Source organism: Arthrospira sp. PCC 8006 (assembly GCF_046480465.1).
Taxonomy (GTDB): Bacteria; Cyanobacteriota; Cyanobacteriia; order Cyanobacteriales; family Microcoleaceae; genus Limnospira; species Limnospira platensis.
Map to the genome: position 1 here is coordinate 36,713 of NZ_PKGG01000010.1, position 21,687 is coordinate 58,399.

General features: G+C 45.1%; 20 protein-coding genes, 2 pseudogenes and 2 riboswitches. Of the genes and pseudogenes, 9 read left to right on the forward strand and 13 right to left on the reverse strand.

What is annotated here, in order from left to right; translation table 11 throughout:
• Positions 1–69 precede the first annotated feature (69 nt).
• On the forward strand, positions 70–537 hold the full coding sequence (locus B9T16_RS03260) for a universal stress protein (RefSeq protein ID WP_006617674.1): 468 nt from the start codon (positions 70–72) through the stop codon (positions 535–537).
• 196 nt (positions 538–733) lie between these two features.
• Entirely contained in the window at positions 734–1,936 is a 1,203-nt protein-coding gene (locus tag B9T16_RS03265) for a Coenzyme F420 hydrogenase/dehydrogenase, beta subunit C-terminal domain (RefSeq protein ID WP_006617675.1), read from the forward strand.
• A 133-nt stretch (positions 1,937–2,069) separates the two neighbouring features.
• On the opposite strand, the gene B9T16_RS03270 is transcribed toward B9T16_RS03265, so the two are convergent.
• The 8 genes from B9T16_RS03270 to B9T16_RS03305 all read right to left on the reverse strand — a co-directional run bounded on the left by B9T16_RS03270 (position 2,070) and on the right by B9T16_RS03305 (position 11,737).
• Positions 2,070–2,264, reverse strand: coding sequence for a hypothetical protein (locus tag B9T16_RS03270; RefSeq protein ID WP_006617676.1), 195 nt, complete (start codon positions 2,262–2,264; stop codon positions 2,070–2,072).
• 34 nt (positions 2,265–2,298) lie between these two features.
• A riboswitch (Glutamine riboswitch) is annotated at positions 2,299–2,403 on the reverse strand.
• A gap of 201 nt (positions 2,404–2,604) precedes the next feature.
• Complete coding sequence (gene typA / locus B9T16_RS03275; protein ID WP_006617677.1) at positions 2,605–4,395, reverse strand: translational GTPase TypA; 1,791 nt, start codon at positions 4,393–4,395, stop codon at positions 2,605–2,607.
• 520 nt (positions 4,396–4,915) lie between these two features.
• Positions 4,916–7,105 carry a heavy metal translocating P-type ATPase gene (locus tag B9T16_RS03280; RefSeq protein WP_410244087.1) on the reverse strand — a complete coding sequence of 730 codons (2,190 nt, stop codon included), beginning with the start codon at positions 7,103–7,105 and terminating at the stop codon, positions 4,916–4,918.
• On the reverse strand, positions 7,102–7,713 hold the full coding sequence (locus B9T16_RS03285; RefSeq protein WP_410244088.1) for an HMA2 domain-containing protein: 612 nt from the start codon (positions 7,711–7,713) through the stop codon (positions 7,102–7,104). The genes B9T16_RS03280 and B9T16_RS03285 overlap by 4 nt, the downstream gene beginning before the upstream one ends.
• A gap of 65 nt (positions 7,714–7,778) precedes the next feature.
• The gene (locus B9T16_RS03290) at positions 7,779–8,270 is read right to left on the reverse strand and encodes a ferritin-like domain-containing protein (RefSeq protein WP_410244089.1); all 492 of its coding nucleotides are present in this window, start codon (positions 8,268–8,270) and stop codon (positions 7,779–7,781) included.
• Between the two features lie 29 nt (positions 8,271–8,299).
• A complete protein-coding gene (locus B9T16_RS03295) occupies positions 8,300–8,518 on the reverse strand; it encodes a FeoC-like transcriptional regulator (protein ID WP_006618023.1) in 219 nt (72 codons plus the stop codon).
• Positions 8,519–8,683: 165 nt separating this feature from the next.
• Positions 8,684–11,041: a Fe(2+) transporter permease subunit FeoB gene (feoB, locus tag B9T16_RS03300; RefSeq protein ID WP_410244097.1), complete on the reverse strand. Its 2,358-nt coding sequence runs from the start codon at positions 11,039–11,041 to the stop codon at positions 8,684–8,686.
• Between the two features lie 27 nt (positions 11,042–11,068).
• Positions 11,069–11,737: a ferrous iron transport protein A gene (locus tag B9T16_RS03305; protein ID WP_006618021.1), complete on the reverse strand. Its 669-nt coding sequence runs from the start codon at positions 11,735–11,737 to the stop codon at positions 11,069–11,071.
• 212 nt (positions 11,738–11,949) lie between these two features.
• Here B9T16_RS03305 and B9T16_RS03310 point away from each other — a divergent pair, with 212 nt between their 5' ends.
• The 5 genes from B9T16_RS03310 to dcm all read left to right on the forward strand — a co-directional run bounded on the left by B9T16_RS03310 (position 11,950) and on the right by dcm (position 16,592).
• Positions 11,950–12,159 carry a chlorophyll a/b-binding protein gene (locus B9T16_RS03310; protein ID WP_006618020.1) on the forward strand — a complete coding sequence of 70 codons (210 nt, stop codon included), beginning with the start codon at positions 11,950–11,952 and terminating at the stop codon, positions 12,157–12,159.
• A 49-nt stretch (positions 12,160–12,208) separates the two neighbouring features.
• Positions 12,209–12,451, forward strand: a complete 243-nt coding sequence (locus tag B9T16_RS03315) for a hypothetical protein (protein ID WP_006618019.1) — start codon at positions 12,209–12,211, stop codon at positions 12,449–12,451.
• Between the two features lie 107 nt (positions 12,452–12,558).
• A riboswitch (cobalamin riboswitch) is annotated at positions 12,559–12,705 on the forward strand.
• A gap of 142 nt (positions 12,706–12,847) precedes the next feature.
• Positions 12,848–13,900 (forward strand): cobalamin biosynthesis protein CobW, encoded by a 1,053-nt coding sequence (gene cobW / locus B9T16_RS03320; protein ID WP_410244090.1) that lies wholly within the window; start codon positions 12,848–12,850, stop codon positions 13,898–13,900.
• Between the two features lie 369 nt (positions 13,901–14,269).
• A complete protein-coding gene (locus B9T16_RS03325) occupies positions 14,270–15,316 on the forward strand; it encodes a DpnII family type II restriction endonuclease (protein WP_410244091.1) in 1,047 nt (348 codons plus the stop codon).
• Entirely contained in the window at positions 15,303–16,592 is a 1,290-nt protein-coding gene (gene dcm / locus B9T16_RS03330; protein WP_410244092.1) for a DNA (cytosine-5-)-methyltransferase, read from the forward strand. The genes B9T16_RS03325 and dcm overlap by 14 nt, the downstream gene beginning before the upstream one ends.
• 156 nt (positions 16,593–16,748) lie before the next feature.
• Here dcm and B9T16_RS03335 read toward each other — a convergent pair whose 3' ends face one another.
• Complete coding sequence (locus B9T16_RS03335; RefSeq protein ID WP_410244093.1) at positions 16,749–17,570, reverse strand: Uma2 family endonuclease; 822 nt, start codon at positions 17,568–17,570, stop codon at positions 16,749–16,751.
• A 600-nt stretch (positions 17,571–18,170) separates the two neighbouring features.
• On the opposite strand from B9T16_RS03335, the gene B9T16_RS03340 reads away from it, so the two are divergent.
• Complete coding sequence (locus B9T16_RS03340; RefSeq protein ID WP_410244094.1) at positions 18,171–18,482, forward strand: hypothetical protein; 312 nt, start codon at positions 18,171–18,173, stop codon at positions 18,480–18,482.
• Between the two features lie 266 nt (positions 18,483–18,748).
• On the opposite strand, the gene B9T16_RS03345 is transcribed toward B9T16_RS03340, so the two are convergent.
• Entirely contained in the window at positions 18,749–19,201 is a 453-nt protein-coding gene (locus B9T16_RS03345) for an SH3 domain-containing protein (RefSeq protein WP_014275877.1), read from the reverse strand.
• 110 nt (positions 19,202–19,311) lie between these two features.
• Between B9T16_RS03345 and B9T16_RS03350 the strand changes: the two are divergent.
• A pseudogene (locus tag B9T16_RS03350) lies at positions 19,312–20,220 on the forward strand (amino acid--tRNA ligase-related protein); the annotation flags it as partial.
• Positions 20,221–20,341: 121 nt separating this feature from the next.
• Here B9T16_RS03350 and B9T16_RS03355 read toward each other — a convergent pair.
• The 3 genes and pseudogenes from B9T16_RS03355 to B9T16_RS03365 all read right to left on the reverse strand — a co-directional run.
• Positions 20,342–21,319, reverse strand: coding sequence for an RNA-guided endonuclease InsQ/TnpB family protein (locus B9T16_RS03355; RefSeq protein WP_410244095.1), 978 nt, complete (start codon positions 21,317–21,319; stop codon positions 20,342–20,344).
• Positions 21,252–21,479 (reverse strand): helix-turn-helix domain-containing protein, encoded by a 228-nt coding sequence (locus B9T16_RS03360; RefSeq protein ID WP_410244098.1) that lies wholly within the window; start codon positions 21,477–21,479, stop codon positions 21,252–21,254. The genes B9T16_RS03355 and B9T16_RS03360 overlap by 68 nt, the downstream gene beginning before the upstream one ends.
• A pseudogene (locus B9T16_RS03365) lies at positions 21,415–21,681 on the reverse strand (IS607 family transposase); the annotation flags it as partial. The pseudogene B9T16_RS03365 and the gene B9T16_RS03360, both read right to left, overlap by 65 nt.
• Positions 21,682–21,687: the final 6 nt, after the last annotated feature.

Below are 21,687 nucleotides of genomic sequence, written 5' to 3' on the forward strand. Positions count from 1 at the left end.
ATTTGATAATTTCATTTGATACTTCCAATAAAGGGGTATGATGAATCTAAGGCGTATTTGGTTCGGGTTATGGAATATTCTAAAATTTTGGTGGCCATTGATAGGTCATCCCAAAGTAAGCTCGTGTTCCAAAAAGCATTTCACCTCGCTAAAGTAGAACAGGCAGAACTGAAGATTTTTCATTGTGTGGGACTGTCTCCTCTGGCTTTTGGTTCTGCTGGGGATATTTATGGACAGGGTTTGGGACGGGCGGCGCAGGTGCAACAAGAACTAATGGCTAAGGAAGTTGAGGAGGTCAAAAATTGGCTACAAACTTTTTTAGATCAGTGTGAACATGAGGGGATTCGGGCTACATCTGAGTATAAAATTGGTGAGGCAGGTTATTGGATTAGAGAAGTGTCTTTATCCTGGAATGCTGATTTAGTCGTCATGGGAAGAAGGGGGCGTTCCGAACTGGCTGAACTGTTTCTTGGTAGTGTTAGTAATCATGTGATCCATCATCTCAGATGTTCGGTTTTAATAGTTCAGAACCCTTAATAAAAAAATAAACATTTGGGGGGCGATCGCCTTTTTAATGATTAGGATATCTCCCCTTCATCAATTCTCCTATTACTCCCCCTAGGGTGAAAAAAGACACTTATCATTATACAATAAATTCTCAGGTAATCCCCAAGTGGTCGCCTCAATGCTAAAATTAAGCCACTGAATCTTACACATAACAAACACGCTTTCAATGACTTCATTACAGCAACCTCGCTCGCATCAGAAAGCCAAAGCCCTTAAACCAGGAAGCCGTCGCCCCGCTAAAGCCCTCTGTAGCGAATGCGGTCTTTGTGATACCTACTATATCCACTATGTCAAGGAAGCCTGTGCTTTTCTTAACGAACAGATCGCTAACCTCGAAGAACAAGCCCACGGGAGATCCCGTAATTTAGACAACTCAGATGACCTGTATTTTGGCGTACATCAGGATATGATGGCCGCCCGCAAAAAAGAACCTATACCAGGGGCACAGTGGACAGGCATTGTCAGCACGATCGCCTGTGAGATGCTTAACCAAGGTATAGTCGAAGGGGTGGTTTGTGTCCAAAATACTAAAGAGGATCGCTTTGGACCTATGCCAGTCCTCGCCCGGACCCCGGAGGAAGTTCTCGCCGCCAGGGTCAACAAGCCGACCCTCTCCCCTAACTTATCAGTTTTGGAAGAAGTAGAGCGATCGGGCATGAAAAAATTACTCGTTATCGGTGTAGGATGTCAGATCCAAGCCCTGCGCGCCGTTGAGAAACAAATGGGCTTAGAAAAACTCTATGTTCTCGGTACTCCCTGCGTTGACAATGTTACCCGCGCCGGTCTACAAAAGTTTTTGGAAACTACTAGCCGATCGCCGGAAACTGTTGTCCATTATGAATTTATGCAGGATTTCCGCGTCCACTTTAAGCACGAAGATGGTTCCACCGAAACCGTCCCATTTTTTGGCTTGAAAACTAACCAACTGAAAGATATTTTTGCCCCCTCCTGTCTCAGTTGTTTTGATTATGTGAACTCTCTGGCTGATTTGGTGGTAGGATATATGGGGGCTCCTTTTGGCTGGCAATGGATCGTCGTTCGTAACGATCGCGGACAGGAAATGCTCGATCTGATTCAAGACCAACTAGACACTCAACCCGTATCTTCCAAAGGCGATCGCCACCAAGCCGTTCAACAGAGCATTCCCGCCTACGATAAAGCAGTCACCATACCCATGTGGGCCGCTAAAATGATGGGGGTAGTTATTGAACGCATTGGACCCAAAGGCTTAGAATATGCCCGCTTTTCCATCGACTCTCACTACACCCGCAACTATCTCTATGTAAAACGCAATTACCCAGAAAAACTAGATAATCACGTCCCCGATTTTGCTAAACGGATTGTAGCACAGTACAAACTGCCAGACTAAAAAAAAAGACCCCCGTAAGGGCTGACTGGGGCAGGGTAGAATTAGCAGTTAAAAAACTGGCTAATTTTGTCAAAATCCCTGTCTCAGTTCTGGAAATCTATCATTTTTCAGGAGAAAATCACGCAAATCTCTGTTATGCCAGTCGGAAAGCCAATACTGGAACAATTAAGACCAGCAAAACTGACCAAGGTGCATAAACCAGACTGATCAATAAACAGACAAATGCAGTCCCCCTCGCTCCAACTTTAACAACCTCCTCAGAAGTCTGAAAACTCAAGTAAATCGCCAAGCAAGCGACGGAAAAAGCCACCAAAGAAGGTACAAACATTGTACTTACTCCCTTCAACCAACTGTCAAAATGTGGCGCGTTCCTTCGGGCATGGGTCCCTACTTCCGTCTTCCTCAGAACGTTAAGCAATAACTGGACAAACAGCCAGTTAAGTTAACGGGTGGGGGAGATGAACGTTTTGTATATTTTATCAATTATAACACAATTCATAATATGTCAATAACCTTTATTTAAATGGGGGTCAAGATTTCCTGACGGTTCCCTGTCCCCGGCCCATAAAAACTTAAAACTTAGGGGCGGGTGCGCGCTGTATTGTGTAATAAACAGCTAGAGCAACCCCGCCCACTTAACCCTTGCCACAAGGCAGTTTTAGCTAGGTTTAGCGTTTAACCAACTTTTTACTCACCTTACGCAGACGCACGGACTCAGGAGTAACCTCCACCAACTCATCAGGGCCGATATATTCTAAGGCACGTTCTAAACTCATATCCATAGGAGTCTGTAATTGTACCAATTCATCCCCAGTAGCAGAACGGTGGTTAGTTAACTGCTTAGTTTTGCAGACATTTAACTCCAGGTCTTGGGGTCGGTTGTGTTCCCCAACAATCATACCTTTATAAACCTTAGTTCCTGGGGTAATGAAAAACACACCCCTATCCTCAGCATTTTTCAGGGCGTAGAAAGTGCTAACCCCCTCTTCAAAAGAAATTAACACCCCATTGCGTCGCGCTTCAATATCTCCACTCATGGGACGATATTCTAGGAAGCTATGGTTCATAATCCCTTCACCACGGGTCATCCGCATAAATTCCCCCCGGAAACCTACTAAACCACGGGCGGGAACTACAAATTCCAATTGGCCGCGACCATTAACCCCCATACGCATATCCTGCATTTCGGCGCGGCGCTGACCCAAACGTTCCATACAACTCCCTACAGCCTCTTCTGGAACATCTAAAACCAGATATTCAAAGGGTTCGCAGGGTTGACCGCTAACTTCTCGGTAAATTACCTGGGGTTGGGATACTTGGAACTCGTAACCCTCCCGGCGCATATTTTCAATTAAAATACCTAGATGGAGTTCCCCACGACCGGAAACCATGAATTTATCAGGGGAGTCGGTTTCTTCAACCCGCAGGGCGACGTTAGTTTCTAATTCTCGCATTAAGCGATCGCGCAATTGTCGAGAAGTCACATAAGTACCTTCCTGACCTGCAAACGGGGAATCATTCACCGAGAAAGCCATTTGCAAAGTCGGTTCATCAACCCGGATTAAAGGTAAAGCCTGGGGTTCATTAGGACAGGTAATCGTTTCCCCAATATTAGCATCACTGAAACCCGCCACAGCTACTAGGTTTCCGGCGCTAGAGGATTCTAAATCAATCCGGCTCAGGCCTTCAAATCCCATTAACTTGGTGATTTTGCTACGGACTACCTCGCCATTTTCCTTAACTAAAGCAGCCTGTTGTCCGGCTCTAATCACTCCATTATGGATTTTACCAATAACGATACGGCCTACATATTCGGAATAGTCTAGGGTGGTAACTTGCAGTTGTAGGGGCTTTTCTGGGTCGCCTACAGGTGGTGGTACATGGTCGATAATATACTCAAACAGGGGTTTCATATCTACCCCTTCCTCTTCCAAGTCCTGTTTGGCGTATCCTGCTAAACCTGATGCAAACAGATAGGGAAATTCGCACTGATCATCATCTGCCCCTAGTTCCAAGAATAGGTCGAGAACTTTATCAACTGCGCCATAGGGTTCGGCGCGAGGGCGATCGATTTTGTTAATCACCACAATGGGGCGGAGTCCCTTTTCTAGCGCCTTTTTCAGGACAAAGCGCGTTTGAGGCATCGGGCCTTCGTTAGCATCGACAATCAGTATACAGCCATCAACCATACCTAGCACCCGTTCCACTTCTCCGCCAAAGTCGGCGTGGCCGGGGGTATCGACAATATTAATTAGTGTTTCTCCGTAGCGAACGGCGGTATTTTTAGAGAGAATCGTAATTCCCCGTTCCCGTTCAATATCATTGGAGTCCATAATACAGTCCGGGACATCTTCCCCTTCCCGGAAAATACCGGACTGTTTGAGAAGAGCATCTACTAATGTGGTTTTGCCGTGATCGACGTGAGCGATAATAGCAACGTTGCGAATGGGAAGAGACATACTTGATCAGTTGGGATAACAGAGATTATCTGGAAATGCAAAAATTTCACATCTCTTAATAATTTTAACCTATCTGGCCGAAACTCACAAAAAAACCTTTCCTTTCCCCCTCTCCCCCTCTCCCCCTCTCCCCCTCTCACCAGAGGGCAGGTTTATTAGTGTATCGATTAATTAGCCGGTGGGGGGCGGGTTTATTAGTCTTCTGGTGACTAGATATAATTGACGGTGGAGRCSCGCCCCTACAATTATCGGTTGTCCGTTATCCTATCGATTAATTAGCCGGTGGGGGGCGGGTTTATGAGTCTTCTGGTGACTAGATATAATTGACGGTGGAACCCGCCCCTACAATTATCGGTTGTCCGTTATCCTATCGATTAATTAGCCGGTGGGGGGCGGGTTTATGAGTCTTCTGGTGACTAGATATAATTGACGGTGGAACCCGCCCCTACAATTATCGGGGGCGGGTTTATTAGTCTTCTGGTGACTAAATATAATTGACGGTGGAGGCGCGCCCCTACAATTATCCGTTGTCCATTTGGTGTTGAACCAGGGGTCGGAGACTGTTCATTCCGGCTGCGATCGCTGAACCATTGTGGATAGCAGTGGCCACTAAAGGATTGAGTCCGACGGTGGAAGCCAACCCCAAAGCTGCTAAATTCGGGGCTACGACGAGAGCGATATTTTGGTCAATTAAATTGCGAGTTTGACGGGCGATATCAATGGCTTCTAAAACATCTAAGAGGTTATTGTTCATCAACACCACATCAGCGGTTTCTCTCGCAATATCAGAACCATGTGCAAAGGAAATGGAAACATCGGCATAAGCTAAAGCTACGGAATCATTTAACCCATCTCCGACAAAAGCGACAGTCCGACCGGCGCGATGTAAATCACGAACAATACGAGCTTTTTCATCGGGGAAGGCTTCCGCATAAACCCGCGATTTAGGAATCCCTAATTGTTCAGCAACGAAGGCGGCGCGTTGGGGGTTATCTCCGGTGAGTAAATGTACCTGAATACCATAATTTTGTTGTAGGGCTTGTAGGAGGCGATCGCTTTCGGGTTTCAGGGGGTCAGTATATTCAATCACCCCTTGAAAATTGCCATCACAAGCTACATAAATTTGGGTCATTTGGGTAGTTGTCATCTGAGCAATCAGGGAATTATCACCCCAATTAACCCCCTGTTGTTCCAGAAAACGTTGACTTCCCACCAATACCTGATGGCCTTCAATTTCGGCTCGTACTCCCAAGCCCAAATCATAGAACCATTCTCCCCGTGGGGGAATAGTAATGTCAAGTTGAGCAGCATAATTAACGATCGCCTCTGCAACGGGGTGATTAAGCCTCATTTCCGCCGCCGCCGCCAGTTTTAGCAGTTCGGTTTCTGACATTCCTCCGGGAATAGTCCGCACCGCAGCGATCGCAATTTCACCCTCGGTCAGAGTTCCGGTTTTATCAAAAACCACGGTATCAACTTCGGCGAGTTGTTCCAAAGTCCGACCACTGCGAACCAAGATACCATGGCGGGTTGTATGATTTAATGCACCCCAAAAAGCCGTAGGTATTGACACTCTAATTCCGGTAACAAAATCGAGGGTAAGAATAGCGGCAGCCCTGGCAGAATCTCGGCTAGTCACTAATACAATACCCGCCAATAGTAGAGACGGCCAGATTAACCTATCTGCTACTTTTTCGGCATAGTTAGCCATGCGGGTATCATAGACGGGAGCCTTTTGTAATAATTCTATACTCAAAGCTGCCCTAGTTTGGGAACCGACGCGATCGGCTTGTAAATAAAGCTGTCCTGAACGCACCAAAGTAGAAGCTAAAACGGATTCTCCCACCCGTTTAACTAATGGCATTGCTTCCCCAGTTAAACCCTGTTCATCAATAACGGCTTCCCCTTTTAAAACAGTACCATCTACGGGGATTTGTTCCCCCGGATAAACCACGACCTTATCCCCCACCTGAAGGCGATCGCTTGGGATTTGTTTAGGGGGTAAATCATCCACCACCACCCATGCAAACCTACCAATAGCATCCATCAAACTCGCCGTGCGTACCTCCGTCGCCCGCGCCGTTTTTTCCCGAATTACATCCCCCAATTCATGCAGTAAAATCACCATAGCCGGGGTAACTAACTTACCCTGAGTCGCGCTTAAACTCAGGGCGAGAAAATCCAGACAATCAATATTCAACCGTCGCTGATTAATCAAGCTATTAAAAGCCCGTTTAGCCACAGGAAAAGCCGCTAGAATAAACGCTATTCTCGCCACGGGTCGCAATCGTGTTAATTGCGGAAACCGACTTAAAACCGCCAACGCCGTCGCTATAATTGGCAGCCTCAGACTCGACTCGGTTTCCTCTAAATCCCCTGATTCTTCCGGGGTTTTCGGCTCATTATTAACCCTAAAATTTGGCTTATCATAAAACTCTTGATTTGTCAAGTCTTTGACTGCATTAATCACCAAATTTGATAAGTCAACCGCCGCCAATTGATTAGGGACATACTGAACCACCATACAGGCGGCTACCCGGTTAATCCGCACAGAGGTAATACCGGAGTGTTTTTCTAAAAGTGGCTGAATTTCAGTAGCTAATTGAGGATGTTTAGCTAATAGGGGAAGCCGAAACCGAGTCCGTCCAGCCACCTGATGAATAACCTGGCATTCTTGATTAGATAATGATGGTGATATTGCAGTGGTCATGATGTTGCTTCAGAATCATCGGGGACGGAATTTTCATCTGGTTTAGCAGTAGTTTCAGCAATTTCTAGGATACTAACTAAATACATACCTAATTCCAATTCTGAAACCCCAGCCGGGTCATATTGAATAATCAAAGATGCAGCCGTCCGGTTAATGCGTACCGATTTAACTCGCTGTTCATCAGACAAAAGTTTTTCTAACCGTTTCGCATAGAGAACATCAGTCATTAAACGGGGAATACGCAGCCGAAGCCGTCCGGGTATAGAATGGACAATGGTATAATCTTCGGTTTGAGTTGTGGTAGCTGTCGGACTATTATCTTGATGGTTGTTAGGACTTTCAGCTTGAGTCGAATTAGTAGCCGGAGAGTTAGCCTTAGCCTCCTGTTTTAATTGTCTAACTAATTGACGAATAATTGCTGCCATTAACAGGTTAACCATCAAGGCTTGCGCGCCCCGTAGCCGCAGGCGACTGGTAACTAATAAACCCGCCAACACAGGTAAAATCGTCACCACTTCCTCATAGTCTTCTAACCACCGACCTATTTGGGGAAGAATATCGGGATTTTCTACGGTTTTAACTTCTGTAGATAATGCTGAATCAGTCATCGTCAATTTACCTTATTTTTAGGAGAGTATACCATGGAAATTTACCAACCATATAACTAGGATAACTATTGACAACCTCTGCGGTGTCGATGTCGGTGTCCACCATCACAGTTTTTGTGGTTAGATATGGCTATAGTTTGACTACCTCTGCTGACACAACGTTTAAAGGCGGGTAAATGGTTTTCTTGGGATGCACGTTGCAAATTTAAGAACACATTTTGTACATCCCAGTAGTTTGATGTGTCTTTCAATAACCTTTGATACATTTCCCCATTTTCAATTTCGGCTTTAACTCCTTGTTCGCAGGCTTCTTCTACCGAGTTGGGGGGAATTATACGAGTTTCCCAGTCATCCTCTGGTATGGGAATATTATACCTGATAAACAGTGGCATTAATGCCTGTATATGCCGTTTTTCAGCTTCGATAATATTCACAAAAGGTTTAATCGGTCCGAATTTTTGGATAATTAACCGATAGGTTGCACAGGCTTTATATTCATCCTGTATGGCTTCACATAAAGCCTGTTTAAGGTCATCAAATTCTGGATTATTTGACATCTTGATTAACTCCTGATTCACTCATTAAATTAGGGAGATATCCATTCGTAAAACTCGATCGCTTCTGGGGGGCAACTATGACAGCCTCCGCAGGCTTTACCTTCCACCTTACAAACCCGCCCTTTTCTAATTAATTTTCCCAGCATTAATCGCAGGGTTTCCGCATCAATTTTCATTTGATGTTCTAATTCTGCCAAAGAAACGCGACCATGATTTCTGAGATGATTTTGCAGTTGTTGAAGTAGCATAATTTACCACCGTATAAAGCTGCGATCGCTAGTCTCTATTTTATCATGAATATACCTGTTAACACGGAGAAACAGAATTTTCACAAATCTTTGAGACTAGCTACCACAAAAAAGGCTAATAGCAACAGGTGAGATAACCTGCTTTTTTGGCAAGTGCAACCCCGACTACAAACGGGGAGAATGGCGACGGTTACTAACAGCTTTGAGACTGACTAAAGTAGCACCCATGACAATACAAAGTCCCATCAATAAACCCAAAGCCTCTCCGGTATTTTGTGATAAATTCATGGCCTGATAGTAGAAACTAGCAACCCAGTAGGCTAGTCCAGTAGTCCAAAGCGCCACAAACACCGTCCAACCCAGATTAGTTTCCCGGTAAACAGCGGCAATTGCAGACACACAGGGGAAATAAAGCAACACAAATAACAGGAAAGCAAAAGCGGCGCTAGAACTACGAAACCGTTGAGACATTTGACCAAAGGTGCTATAACTAACCTGCTGTGCTGTGGCGGCTTCTTCCTGATTATCAGTGCTTTCCATAATACTTAAACCAACCGGATCAAGTATTTGATTACCTAAATCAGCTAAGTTAGCGGGAATACTAGCAAAGGCTTCGGCCATACCTCCCCAAAAACTAAATTCTTCTTCTGCTTCTTCCTCGGAGTCGGCAGCGGATGCTTGATCAGCCCCTAATTGCTTATAAAGGGCATCCATACTACCAACCATGACCTCTTTGGCAAATACTCCGGTAAATAAGCCGACAGTAGCCGGCCAATTATCTTGAGTGATTCCCATGGGGCTAAAAACTGGGGTAATTGTGCGACTAACGGCACTCAAAAGAGAATCCTGGCTATCTTGTTTCCCGAAAGAACCATCGGTTCCGACAGAGTTTAATAAACCCAGAATTAACACGACAATCACAATCATTTTCCCGGCGCGGGTGATAAAGGCTTTTAACCTTTCCCAAGCGCGGATTAATACACCTTTGGGGGTGGGAATATGATAGGGGGGTAATTCCATGACAAAGGGGGCAGATTGACCGCGTAAGAGGGTATGCTTCATGACTAACCCGGTGAACACGGCGGCTAAAATGCCGATGATGTAAAGTAAGAAAACGATATTTTGTCCGTTTCTGGGGAAAAATGCTGCTACAAATAGGGCATAAACTGGTAGGCGCGCCCCACAGGACATAAAGGGATTCATTAAGACGGTCATTAGGCGATCGCGAGGATTTTCTAAGGTCCTGGTTGCCATAATACCGGGAATATTGCAGCCAAAACCGACCATCATGGGCACAAAAGATTTACCCGGAAGCCCCATAAACCGCATAAACCGATCCATAACAAAGGCGGCGCGGGCGAGATAGCCAGAGTCTTCTAAGATGGCTAGACAGATAAACATTAAGCCAATTTGGGGGATAAATGTAGCGGTGGTTTGGATACCGCCGCCAACTCCTTCGGCGAGAGTGCCGATTAACCAACCAGGGGCGTTAATTTGCTCAAGACCATGAGCCATGCCATCTACAAATACGGTACCAAAGGCGATCTCAAAAAAGTCGATAAATGCGCCGCCAAAGTTAATGGAAATCAGGAACATCAGGTACATGACTACCAAGAAAATGGGCATACCCCAGGCGCGACTGAGGATGACCTGATCAATGCGATCGGAAACGTGCTGTTGTACTACATCCGATCGCTGTGTGATACCCTGTAACATCTGATGAATCCAGCTATAGCGAGCATCAGCAATCAATAGGTCGATATCTTCTCCCAGGGTTTGGTGTATGCGGTGACGGTGGGTGGCAATTTGCTTAACGACATCTTGATTAACCAAACTTTGGCGATCGTCATATTGCAATAAACTGAGACTTTGCCAACGATGGTCTGGGGGTAAGTAGTTATATTGTTGGGCTACCGATTCGGTAATTTCACTTAGGGCGGCTTCGATAACGGCTGGATAGGCGACTTTGGCTTGGGGGCGGTCTGCCAAATGTATGGCATCTCGGACAATTTCCCGCAGTTGTTCTACCCCTCGCCCGGAACTAGCACTCATGGGAATTACGGGACAGCCTAAGCGATCGCCTAATTGTTGGGCATCAATGGTAATTTGCCGCTGCTTGGCTATATCTATCATATTCAGGGCGATCGCGATCGGTAAACCCATTTCCAGTAGTTGGGTGGTTAGATACAGATTTCGCTCTAGGTTGGACGCATCTACGATATTGATAATTAGGGTGGCTTCACCCGATAGTAAATAGTCTCGCGCTACCTGTTCATCTAATCCTGTGCTGGCATCTTCCACGTCCAGAGAGTAAACCCCTGGTAGGTCAATGACTTTGATGGTCTGGTTTTGATAACGATAGCTTCCCTCTTTCCGTTCTACGGTAACTCCGGGCCAGTTACCTACCCGCTGATTACTACCAGTTAAAGCGTTAAATAGGGTCGTTTTCCCACAGTTAGGGTTCCCCACCAAAGCAATACAGGACACCGCCGCCTTGTTATCGGTTTGGCGGTTCACTTCCATAGACTGACTCACAATTTTGTTCCTCGTTTAGGATGGGTCGATTAATGCCACCTGGAGGGCATCTGCTTCGTCTTTGCGTAAACTCAGGTTAAATCCCCTGACCTCAATTTGGGTCGGGTCTCCTAAAGGGGCGTGGCGTTTGACTGTAAATTCCACCCCTGGAGTTAATCCCATGGCTAATAATTTCCGTTTGTAGCTACCCGCACCAGAGTCATAACCAACCACCCGCAACCGAGAACCGATCGCCGCATGGCGCAACTGCACAACATTAGTTTTATTCATTGATGAGAGTTTCCTTTTGGACTGGGTGAGGTTTTCTGTGGCGACCTGAATATTCTCAGCCATATCTGCCCCCAGTCCTAAGCGATGGTCGCCTAGGGCGATAATCACTGATCCACTGGTTGTGGAACTAATGACATTTAATTCTACACCGGGCATTAACCCCATTCCCATTAGACGGGTATTGCCTCCGGCACAGTTGAGAGCAACTATATATAAGCGATCGCCTACCTTCGCCTCCGACAAAGCAAAGGCTCCCGGAGTTGATGGTTTGCCCACTACAACCAATGATTCTGGTGATTCACTTATGGTGCGATCGTGACCAGTGTTGTCTTTGAGGTAAGTAAATCCTGACCAGCTTGATCCACCATCAAAGCAGTTCACGGATACATCGGCACAGTAGTTATCATTGTCCATAATCTATTGGCTCTTGTTGAGCTAATTGAGAATTAATTTTAATTAATACCATATAACTAGGTTAAAAATCCCATTGTTAATAAATTTTTAACAACCCCCCCGCCCCAAAAAAATAATAATTATACCACACAAATTTATTTTGTCAACTACTTGCAATATTTGTTTGTAGTGTGTTACATTTGTTTACAAGAAGTCAAAGAGGCAAAAATATTATGGTTCGTGGACAAATTATGGAAGAAGGTGGACGCGCAAACGTTTATGCGATCGAACCCCAAGTATATGTAGAGGAAGCGCAACAATTCGGTTTCAACAAACACGCAGAGAAACTCAACGGACGACTAGCTATGATCGGGTTTGTATCCGCCCTAGCCTTAGAAGTATTAACCGGACATGGTTTAATCGGCTGGTTAACTAGCCTGTAAAACCCAGATTTTCTCAGCCTATAATTTCAGTAGCATTTCGGAGAATTGTATGAAAACAGATTTTAACTTTCCTAACCAATACATGATGGGACCCGTAATCTTTCGACCGGACTTTAACAGTCCCTCAGAAGTGATTACCGCTAACCAAGCCTGGTCTTTATTCTTCACAGGTGGTCAGGAAGATAAAGCCCTTGGCTATAATGCAGAATACGGAAGATTTTTTACAAATTTACTGATGGCGATCGCCGTTAGCGGCGCTATTGGGGCTTTGATTTTCACTAACTTAGCCTAAGTCATCAAATTTACCTATCTCTCCCTAGTCACTAATAACAAACCGTCCCTGTTTAGAAATAAGCAGGGACTTTTTTTAGTTTTTCCCCGAATTAGCCCAACCTGTGATAAGATATTCTCGATATCGGTTCTAAGGGAAATCAGCCCTTAGAGGAAACGGGGAAAGTCCGGTGTAAGTCCGGCGCTGTCCCGCAACTGTGATGGGACTCTGTTGGTCTCTCAGTCAGAATGCCCGCCGATAAGTAACCTATTGTTGATTCATCTGCGAGGTATAGATGATGGTTTATTTAGTATTTTCACAATCTAAATATCATAGCGATCGCCCATCTAAACCCTAAGAAAATCTCAACATTATATAGATAGCCAATCGCTATAATTTCGGAGGAGTCAAAAAACCGTGCATAAAATTCCTGTAACCATCATCACCGGATTTTTAGGGGCTGGAAAAACCACCCTAATCCGCCATTTACTACAAAATAACCAAGGTCGTCGTATCGCGGTATTAGTCAATGAATTTGGCGAAGTAGGTATTGATGGCGAAATCCTCAAATCTTGCCAAGTGTGTGACGAAGAAGAAACGGAAACTAATATCATCGAATTAGCCAATGGTTGTCTGTGTTGCACCGTCCAGGAAGAGTTTTTGCCCACTATGCAAGAACTACTTAAACGCCAGGATACGATTGATTCGATATTAATAGAAACCTCTGGTTTAGCTTTACCCAAGCCACTGGTGCAAGCGTTCCGATGGCCGGAAATTCGCACTAAAGCCACTGTGGATGGTGTGATTACGGTAGTTGATAGTGAAGCCTTAGCTAATGGTCAACTGGTGGGAGATTTAGAGGCTTTAGAACAGCAGCGCCAAGCGGATGAAACCTTGGAACATGAAACACCAATTGAGGAGTTATTTGAGGATCAGTTAGCCTGTGCTGATTTGGTACTTTTGACGAAAGGCGATCGCATTGATGAAGACTCTCAGCAGCGGGTTCACCAATGGCTAAAACAGGAGTTAACCCCAGGAGTGCAGATGGTTTCCTGTCAGCAAGGTAAAATTTCCGCTGACATATTATTAGGCTTTAATGCAGCCGTAGAAGACCATCTCGACAGTCGCCCTAGTCACCATGACCAGGAAGAGGAACACGAACACGATGATGATATCAATGCTGTGCATTTAGTCTTAGATCCGGTTGGGGACTCGGCTAGTTTAGTCAATCAATTAAAGGCGATCGCCCAGCAGTTTGAAATTTACCGGATTAAAGGTTTTGTAGCCGTCGCCAATAAACCAATGCGGATGGTAGTTCAAGGAGTCGGAAACCGATTTGAGACCTTCTTCGATCGCCCCTGGAAAACCGACGAACCTCGCCAAACTCAACTGGTGTTTATTGGTCGTAGTCTTAATCAACAACAAATAGCCGCTTCTTTGGAATCAGAAACCATGGCGTTAAACGGGTAGAATTTGAGAGATTTTAGCGATACTTTCTAACATCTCCCCAACCAACCCGGTTTTTTTTCCAGAAGCCGGGTTTCTAATTCCCCACGATACCTTAAAAAAAGAAACCGGGTCAAAAAAGGGTTGACAACGAGTCTGCCAGCGCTATATGTTAAGGTTTACAGTTTGCAGCGCCGCCAAAACAGCCCCAATATAATCATACTTTACCCCACTTTCCGTCTCGTCTCCATCCCACCTTATCTTAATAGCATATTGCGTCCCCTGGGTATTCCCCAATTTAGTTTAGCCTCTAAGACCTGGTAGATTTACCTTGGGATGCCCAAATTTAGTCAAGGCTTCACAAATCCTGATAGGAAAACTGTTTAATCATCTATGGTTCAAAAACGAACAATTGAGGAATTGCATCAGTCAGCATCTTTATTCTGGCCAGAGTTTTTGGTTCAACAACAACTCAAACAGAGTATTATCCCGGTGTTGATTGAAACCCAACAGCAGTTTCTCTCAATTCTTGCCTTGGAATTAGAAAATCCCCTAGATATCTTTACCGCTTTAGAAATATCAAAGCTCTCCGCTAATTTATTTCTCAAACACCTTCTAATTTTAGCAGATTTTGGAGGGGAAAAACTACAACGTTTAAATCAAGAGTTTCATTTATTGTTCCCCGATGGACAATTAGAGTATGTTTGGAACAATACTCAATTTTGTTATCGTTTTCAGGCGTTACCCATATCAGGAATATTATCAAACCAAAAACTCAACATTTCCAGCCAGAAATCGCTGTTAAAAAAACACGCTTTGTCTGAAGTATATAAAGATATTATTGTTGTCATACTGTTTGCTGGAGATTCAACAAATACTAAAATTTCTGGCATTTTTAAGACTTGGGGATGTCAAATTGGAGAATTAATGGGTAAGTACGATGAACTTTCCGAGTTTATAAGCCAGCGTTATATTTATCTAAGCCGTATTACTGCAGGAGCTAAAAGTAATGATTTAGGTCAGCTTTTGCAACGTCATATATATAAATATTTATCCAAAAAGTTAAATCACAAGGATATTGATATCAACCTCAATTCTACCATTCCTGGAGTCAGCCATAAGCAAATCGGAAAAAGAGAAACCAACTTTGATATCGTCCTGAATAAAGGTGAAAAATATATAGCAATTGAAATTAGCTTTCAGGAAACCACAAATAGCACAATTGAGCGGAAAGCGGGTCAAGCAAAATCAATATTTGAGCAGATTGATGGCTTGGGTAACAAGATTATTTATATCATTGATGGAGTCGGTAACTTCCAACGCCAATCTGCTCTGAATACTATTGATGAGTATAGCCACTTGCTTTTGGTATTTTCTGAGTCAGAACTGAATTACTTAAACCACTTTATTCTCGACTTTATAGAAAATGAAAACTGTTAAATTTATAGATTTATTCGCCGGAATTGGGGGATTGCGACTCGGCTTTGAACAGGCGGTTGACTCCTTCGGTTGCATCCCTGATTGTCTCCTCAGTAGTGAAATTGATAGGGATGCTAGACAGGTTTATCAAGCCAACTTTTCCGAAACTCCCCAAGGGGATATTAAGACCATTTCCTCCCTTCCCCCTCATCATATTTTGCTGGCTGGATTTCCTTGTCAAAGTTTCTCATACGCGGGAAAAAAAGCCGGATTTGGAGATACGCGGGGAACCTTGTTTTTTGAGATTTTACGCCTCATAGATAGCCAACAACCCCAGGCTTTTATTTTTGAGAATGTTCGCGGTTTAGTCACCCATGACCAAGGAAAAACTATTAACACAATTCGCCAAAAAATGCAAGAGCGGGGTTATAGTTTTGACCTATTTTTACTGAATAGCTCCAATTATGGTGTCCCCCAAAATCGTGTCCGAGCCTATATGATGGGTGTTCTGAATCAAACCCCTCACTTTAACCTTTTGTCCGATTTGGGGGCTAAGGATTCTCACTCTTATCAGTCCGGTCAACTGTCTTTATTTTCGGCGTATCAAACTCCCTGTAAAGTCAGAGATATTTTAGAGGATAATCCCCCCCAACATTATGATTGTTCTGCGGAATTTACCACCGCATTACGAACTTTTCTGARGGGGGACTTAGAGAAATTACATGGGGTGAGACTGATTGACTATCGGGGAGGAAACTCGATTCACTCTTGGGAGTTAGGGTTACGGGGAGACTGTACCCCCCAGGAAATTGACCTGATGAATCGCTTGATTACTAAACGCCGCCATAAGGTTTTTGGTCAACATCAAGATGGGAAGTTACTCACCCAGGCTCAAATTGCCAGTTTTTATCCCCATCCAAATTTACAGCAATTATTAGGGTCTTTGGTTGACAAAAACTATCTGCAAATTATTGATGATAAATATAAGCCAGTGGCGGGTAATTTTTCCTTTGAAGTCTATAAGTTTCTCGACCCCGATAAAATATCGGTGACTTTGGTGGCTAGTGATGCGAACCGATTGGGGGTATATCATCGGGGAAGAGTCCGTCGAATTACTCCCCGTGAGGCGGCGCGTTTACAGGGGTTCCCAGATTCTTTCCAACTTCACCCCAATCAGAATAAGGCTTATCGTCAGTTGGGAAATTCGGTGACAATTCCGGTGGTTAAAGCGATCGCTCAAGAGTTGTTACTAAACTTAATACCAACAGCTAAGACTTCATTTCTTGGGAAACCATAAATTTCCCAGTAGCAACTAATGGGGATGGTCGTGATTATTGAGGTGATTTTCATCTTCTAAATTGATGCACTTTTGGCAACCTTATCGGCTTGGAAATTATCGCCACAGTCTTGAATAGCGATCGCAGTTATCCGCGATCGCCGTTGATTTTAATCTCTAACCCAGTTTTTCCACATCTTCCACCGACAACGACAAAGCCTGAGCTACTTGCTCTATACTTAAACCCATTGACAGCAGTTTAGGAATGGCTTCTCGTTGGGTTTGTTCCGCGCGATCGGCCCGTTGGCGTTCGAGTTTAGCTAATTCACTACCAGTGAGCAATAAATTACCCTGGTTATCCCACCAACGTAACCATTGCTGAGTCTGATTTTGATAGCTACCTGACCACACCCCCAACTCGACTCCCATAGTGGCGATCGCATAATGTCCGCGATCGTTCGGTTCCAACCGATGATAGCGACCATCCACCCAGTGATAAACCTCTAACTCATGGGTTTTAATCAGATAAATTGCATAATAAGGAATGCGAATAATCTGCTCATAAACCCAAAATTTTCCGGGTTTTTGATTTCCGCCTTCTGGCAAACGAGAGAGGGGGGTTTTGTCTCGTTCTTCCGAACCATCGCCGCTGGCTAATTCAATGGCAACAAAAGGAGCCGTATACTCCCGCCATAATACATAAGAACGGCGATATTGACCATCTAATTGTGGTGGCACATTGGGAACATAGAACCAATCTGGGGCTTCGGCACCCCGTTCGGGCGGGTCAGTTTCCCGCCAATAAATGCCGGAATCTTGAGCGATCGCATATTGTCCGTCGGGGTGGAGAGTTTGCAATGTGCTTTCCAGAGAATCGGTCAATAAAATACTCTGGGGATGTTCTTGAAAGTTTTTCACAAACGTGCCGTCGGATTCAGGTAATTGCGTGTGATCTGGAAAAGCGGGCGGTACTATTGTCGGGTCTAGGCTTTGAGTCATGTCTATCCGCTGGTAAAAGGACAGATATTTTATTTAATTATAGTTATTGAAGTGAAGGGTAGCTAATTTATCTTGTTATTCTGGCTCCCATTCTGACTGGCATATTTCCCCAGCCATTTGATTTTCCTCTCTTAAACTGAGTGCGATCGATGCTTCAGCTTCCAGGGGCTTAATTTCTGACTCCGAATACTTACCCTTTGGTAGTGCGATCGGATTGGGAATAGTTGCTAAAATGGATATTGTTCTGCTTGCATATTCTCTTTCTCAATTCACTTTATCCGCCCATTTTACTGATAAAAATAACACCAACTTAGGCAGCAGGTTTTCCCGGGAAGACTCTTCACGGTGATTCCGGCACCCTCAACCGTTATTCCCGTCCCCGCCGGGGATACTCACCGCGCTGACAGCCTTTTCTCAGATTATAATCAGTTTATCCCAAGTACAGAGGAGAGGGGCGATCTATGCTTCATACCGAGTACGGGCGAATGGCTATTGGCTCCTACAAGAAACCCGGTTTCTCAAAGCAGAGACTTTATCCGGTCATGCTTCGCCCTTTATGAGATTAATCTGAAAACCACTCTAAAGCGAGCGGTCTAAAATATGATGAAAGACAAGCGCATTGATGAGTTAATTGATATTCTGGAAACTACTACCGATGAGCGGACCCGTAGACGAGCAGCAGAAAACTTAGGTCAAATCGGCACAGGTAACGAAACCGCAATTATAATCCCAATTCCTCCCAAATCACCAACCCCAAATTACTATCCTTCCGCAACTACCGCAGCAGAATCGCCTCCCACACCTCATCCCCCGGCGCAAATACTCCCAACTCCAATAACGATTCGTTTCCTGTTCCACCTTCGACACCTCCTTAACAGCAAGCCCCAAACTCATCACCATAAAGGGCTGTGATTAGCTCAAGAATCGCTGGCTTTTAGGGATGGGAATGTCAAATTGATAAAGATCCCAACCAGCCACCGTCGGTGAGTAGCCTATGGTGGGGGGGACTAGCGACGATTGTTTTAAGTATCTTATCCGGCTGGTTGGTGAGTCGGTTAGTTTACCGATGGTTCACCAATAAACAGATCTAGAGATGCTCTAATTTACCATTAGCGGTGGGATGGGCAACCACAGACCCAGAAACAACCCAGAGAAGAGGGGGAGAGGGGATGTGATGTTTAATCTGATATCTGGGTAAGTAAATCGCCGCGAACCCATCCTTGGCGATCGCTTTCGGGAAGGACAACCTTATACCAAATATAACCGTCCTCAGAACTATCAATGCGATCGACCACCTCCACCACCGTCCCCTCCGATAACCTAGCAATACTTCCAGTGTTGAGAGTAGCCAGTCGGCGAACATTTACCCGATTACTCCTAATTCTAGCCTTGGCTCGCGGGTAAAAATCAGCACCCCGAAACTCACCATCAGGAAAATTGCGCCTCACCTGTGGCGGCGGTTCCCCCTCAAAGCCAGGATTCCCCACTATCGGCTCAAACAGATCATCCCCATTAGCCTTCAAATCCTTTTCAGCATCAGGCCTGAACGCCAAACCAATAGCGATCGCACCTAATGCCAGTATAATAGCACCCAGGACAACGAGCCTAACTTTGGGTTTAACCTTCCTCATGGGATAAACAAGTGTTAACCACAGTAACTGATAAATATCCGGTTCTTCTGATCTTCACCATCGCTATGATATGAGATCCTAGGACTCTAATCTATAATGTAACTTCCGAAATGCCTGAGAATCCAACCCGCAACGAATTAGAAGTTCGTGCCCAAAAAGTCCAAGAATTGCGTAGTCAGGGTATTGAACCCTATCCTAGCGTAGCTTTTGAGCGATCGCACCTCGCCCAAGAAATTCACGATCACTTTTCCCAACCACAACACCAACTCGCCAACGGAGAAGCCGACCCCCAAGCACTTCCCCTGCGAGTCTGTGGTCGCATCACCTTCAAACGYGATAGCGGTAGYATTGGCTTTATTGGCTTAACCGACGCATCAGCAACCATTCAACTTAAAATCGAGAAAAAACTCGTCACAGGCGACCCAGGTTTAACATTCAACCAAATTAAAAAACTTCTCGATATTGGCGACTTTATCGGAGTTGAGGGTATTGGCTGCCGCACCAACCGGGGGGAACTTTCCATTCAAGTATCCCGCCTTGACGTGATCTCCAAAGCTACCATACCCTTCCCCGACTCCTACTATGGCATCAATGACCCCGAACTCTGTCGCCGCCACCGGGAAATAGACCTAGTTAGTAATTCCACATCCCTACAGCGATTTAAACTCCGTAGCCGCATTATCCGCAGCATTCGCACCTATCTATGGAATGCCGGATTTGATGAAATTGAAACCCCCGTCCTCCAGACTATTTATGGCGGCGYGGCGRCGCGACCCTTTATCACCCATCACAATGCCCTAGATATTGATTTATACTTACGTATTGCTACCGAATTGTTCTTAAAACGTGCCGTTTGTGGCGGTATGGAAAAAGTTTTCGAGATTGGTCGTGTCTTTCGTAACGAGGGAATTGATAGCACCCATAACCCAGAATTTACCTCCATTGAAGTCTATCAAGCCTATGCTGACTATTTCCAAATTATGGCCTTAGTTGAAGACTTAATCTGTGCCGTGGCTACAACGGGCGCAGTTACCCCGTTTCAAATCAAAGCATGGTCGGCAGGCTTTGAGTTATCCTGCCAACGTTAAGTTTGAAGGAGACTATCTCAAAGTACCGGGGAAAATTGGATTGCTAATACATTTACGCGACATTTATCCGGCTATTGCCTGACAATGCGACGATAGCACTATTACCCGTTAAGGTAACAGAGGCGGTATCCCGCAAAGCTTTTAKAAAGATTCCAAAAGCACCGTTCCAGTCCCTGGGTAGAGTGAACCCACACTCAGGACATCGGAACACTTTTGAGCCACCTAGCTGGGAATGCACATGACCACAGTGAGTACAGGTTTTGCTGGTGTATTCTTCCGTCACATCTACAACTGTGGTTCCAGTTATTTCCCCTTGATGTCTCAGGGTTAGTTTGAATCGATAATGCGCCCATGTCAGCATGGCTCGGGCAGTCTTGGATTTGATTTTCCGCTTGGCTTTGGCAACCATGTTGGAAGTCTCGAAGGTCGGCAGAAAAATTATGCTGTAGTCATTAGTCAAGTAATGAGCAATTTGCTTGTGGGCCTCATCCACTAAATTCCGGATTTTAGTTCTCATTCGTTGAGCCGCTTGCCTAATCCGGCGTCGCCGTGAACGATTAAGTTCCTTGGCGATTCGGCTCATCAAATCATCCAAATGTTGACATARCCTAGTAATGCGTCCAATATCYCCGGAGCCCAATTCCAGAAACCGAGAGCCATCAAACCCAGTTATGAAAGTTCGGACACCCCGGTCTAATGCAATTACGCCATTCGCTTCAGTTCGGGTAACGGCAACTGGTTCAGGGAAAATCGCCAACCATCGACCTTTGGTAAACACCAACTGAGTCCCTTGCCCGCAAGTTTTAGGGATAGCTTCGGAAACCATGAAAGTTAATCCTTTCGTGAGTCTTGGATACCAACTCCCTGAAGAGAAATTAGCATCGTTAAACTTGATGGCTTGAGAACTATCCCGACAGCTCCTAAACCTTGCGCCAGGACTGACTGAAAAGGCGAGATAGGCATCAAAGATAGCATTCTGCCGAATATGGCCGGGTGTTTCTTTGACCCATGCAGGCAAGTCGCTCTGCATCACTTCCGCAGCGTAACTTTAACTTGCTTAGTCGTTTACCACTCCGGGATAATGCAATTGCTTGGTTGTAGCAATACCGACAAGCAGCCAGCCATTTACGCCAGACTTGATTTAGCTCTAGGCTGGGGTAAATCCGGATCTTCTTTGACCTGAGTTTTATATTGACTCCGTCCGTATAATCGGGAACTGAAGCAGTGGAGGATGGCGAGGATGTCCTCAACCATTTCTGGTTCTCGACTGAGACTTGTCTCGTTGAGMMCCATGAGTGAGCACCTGTTTTGCTCACAGAGACATCGAAACAAGTCCCATCTAAATCTGGCCAATCGGTCTGGGTGGGCAACGACAACCATGCGGACATCTCCTTACAA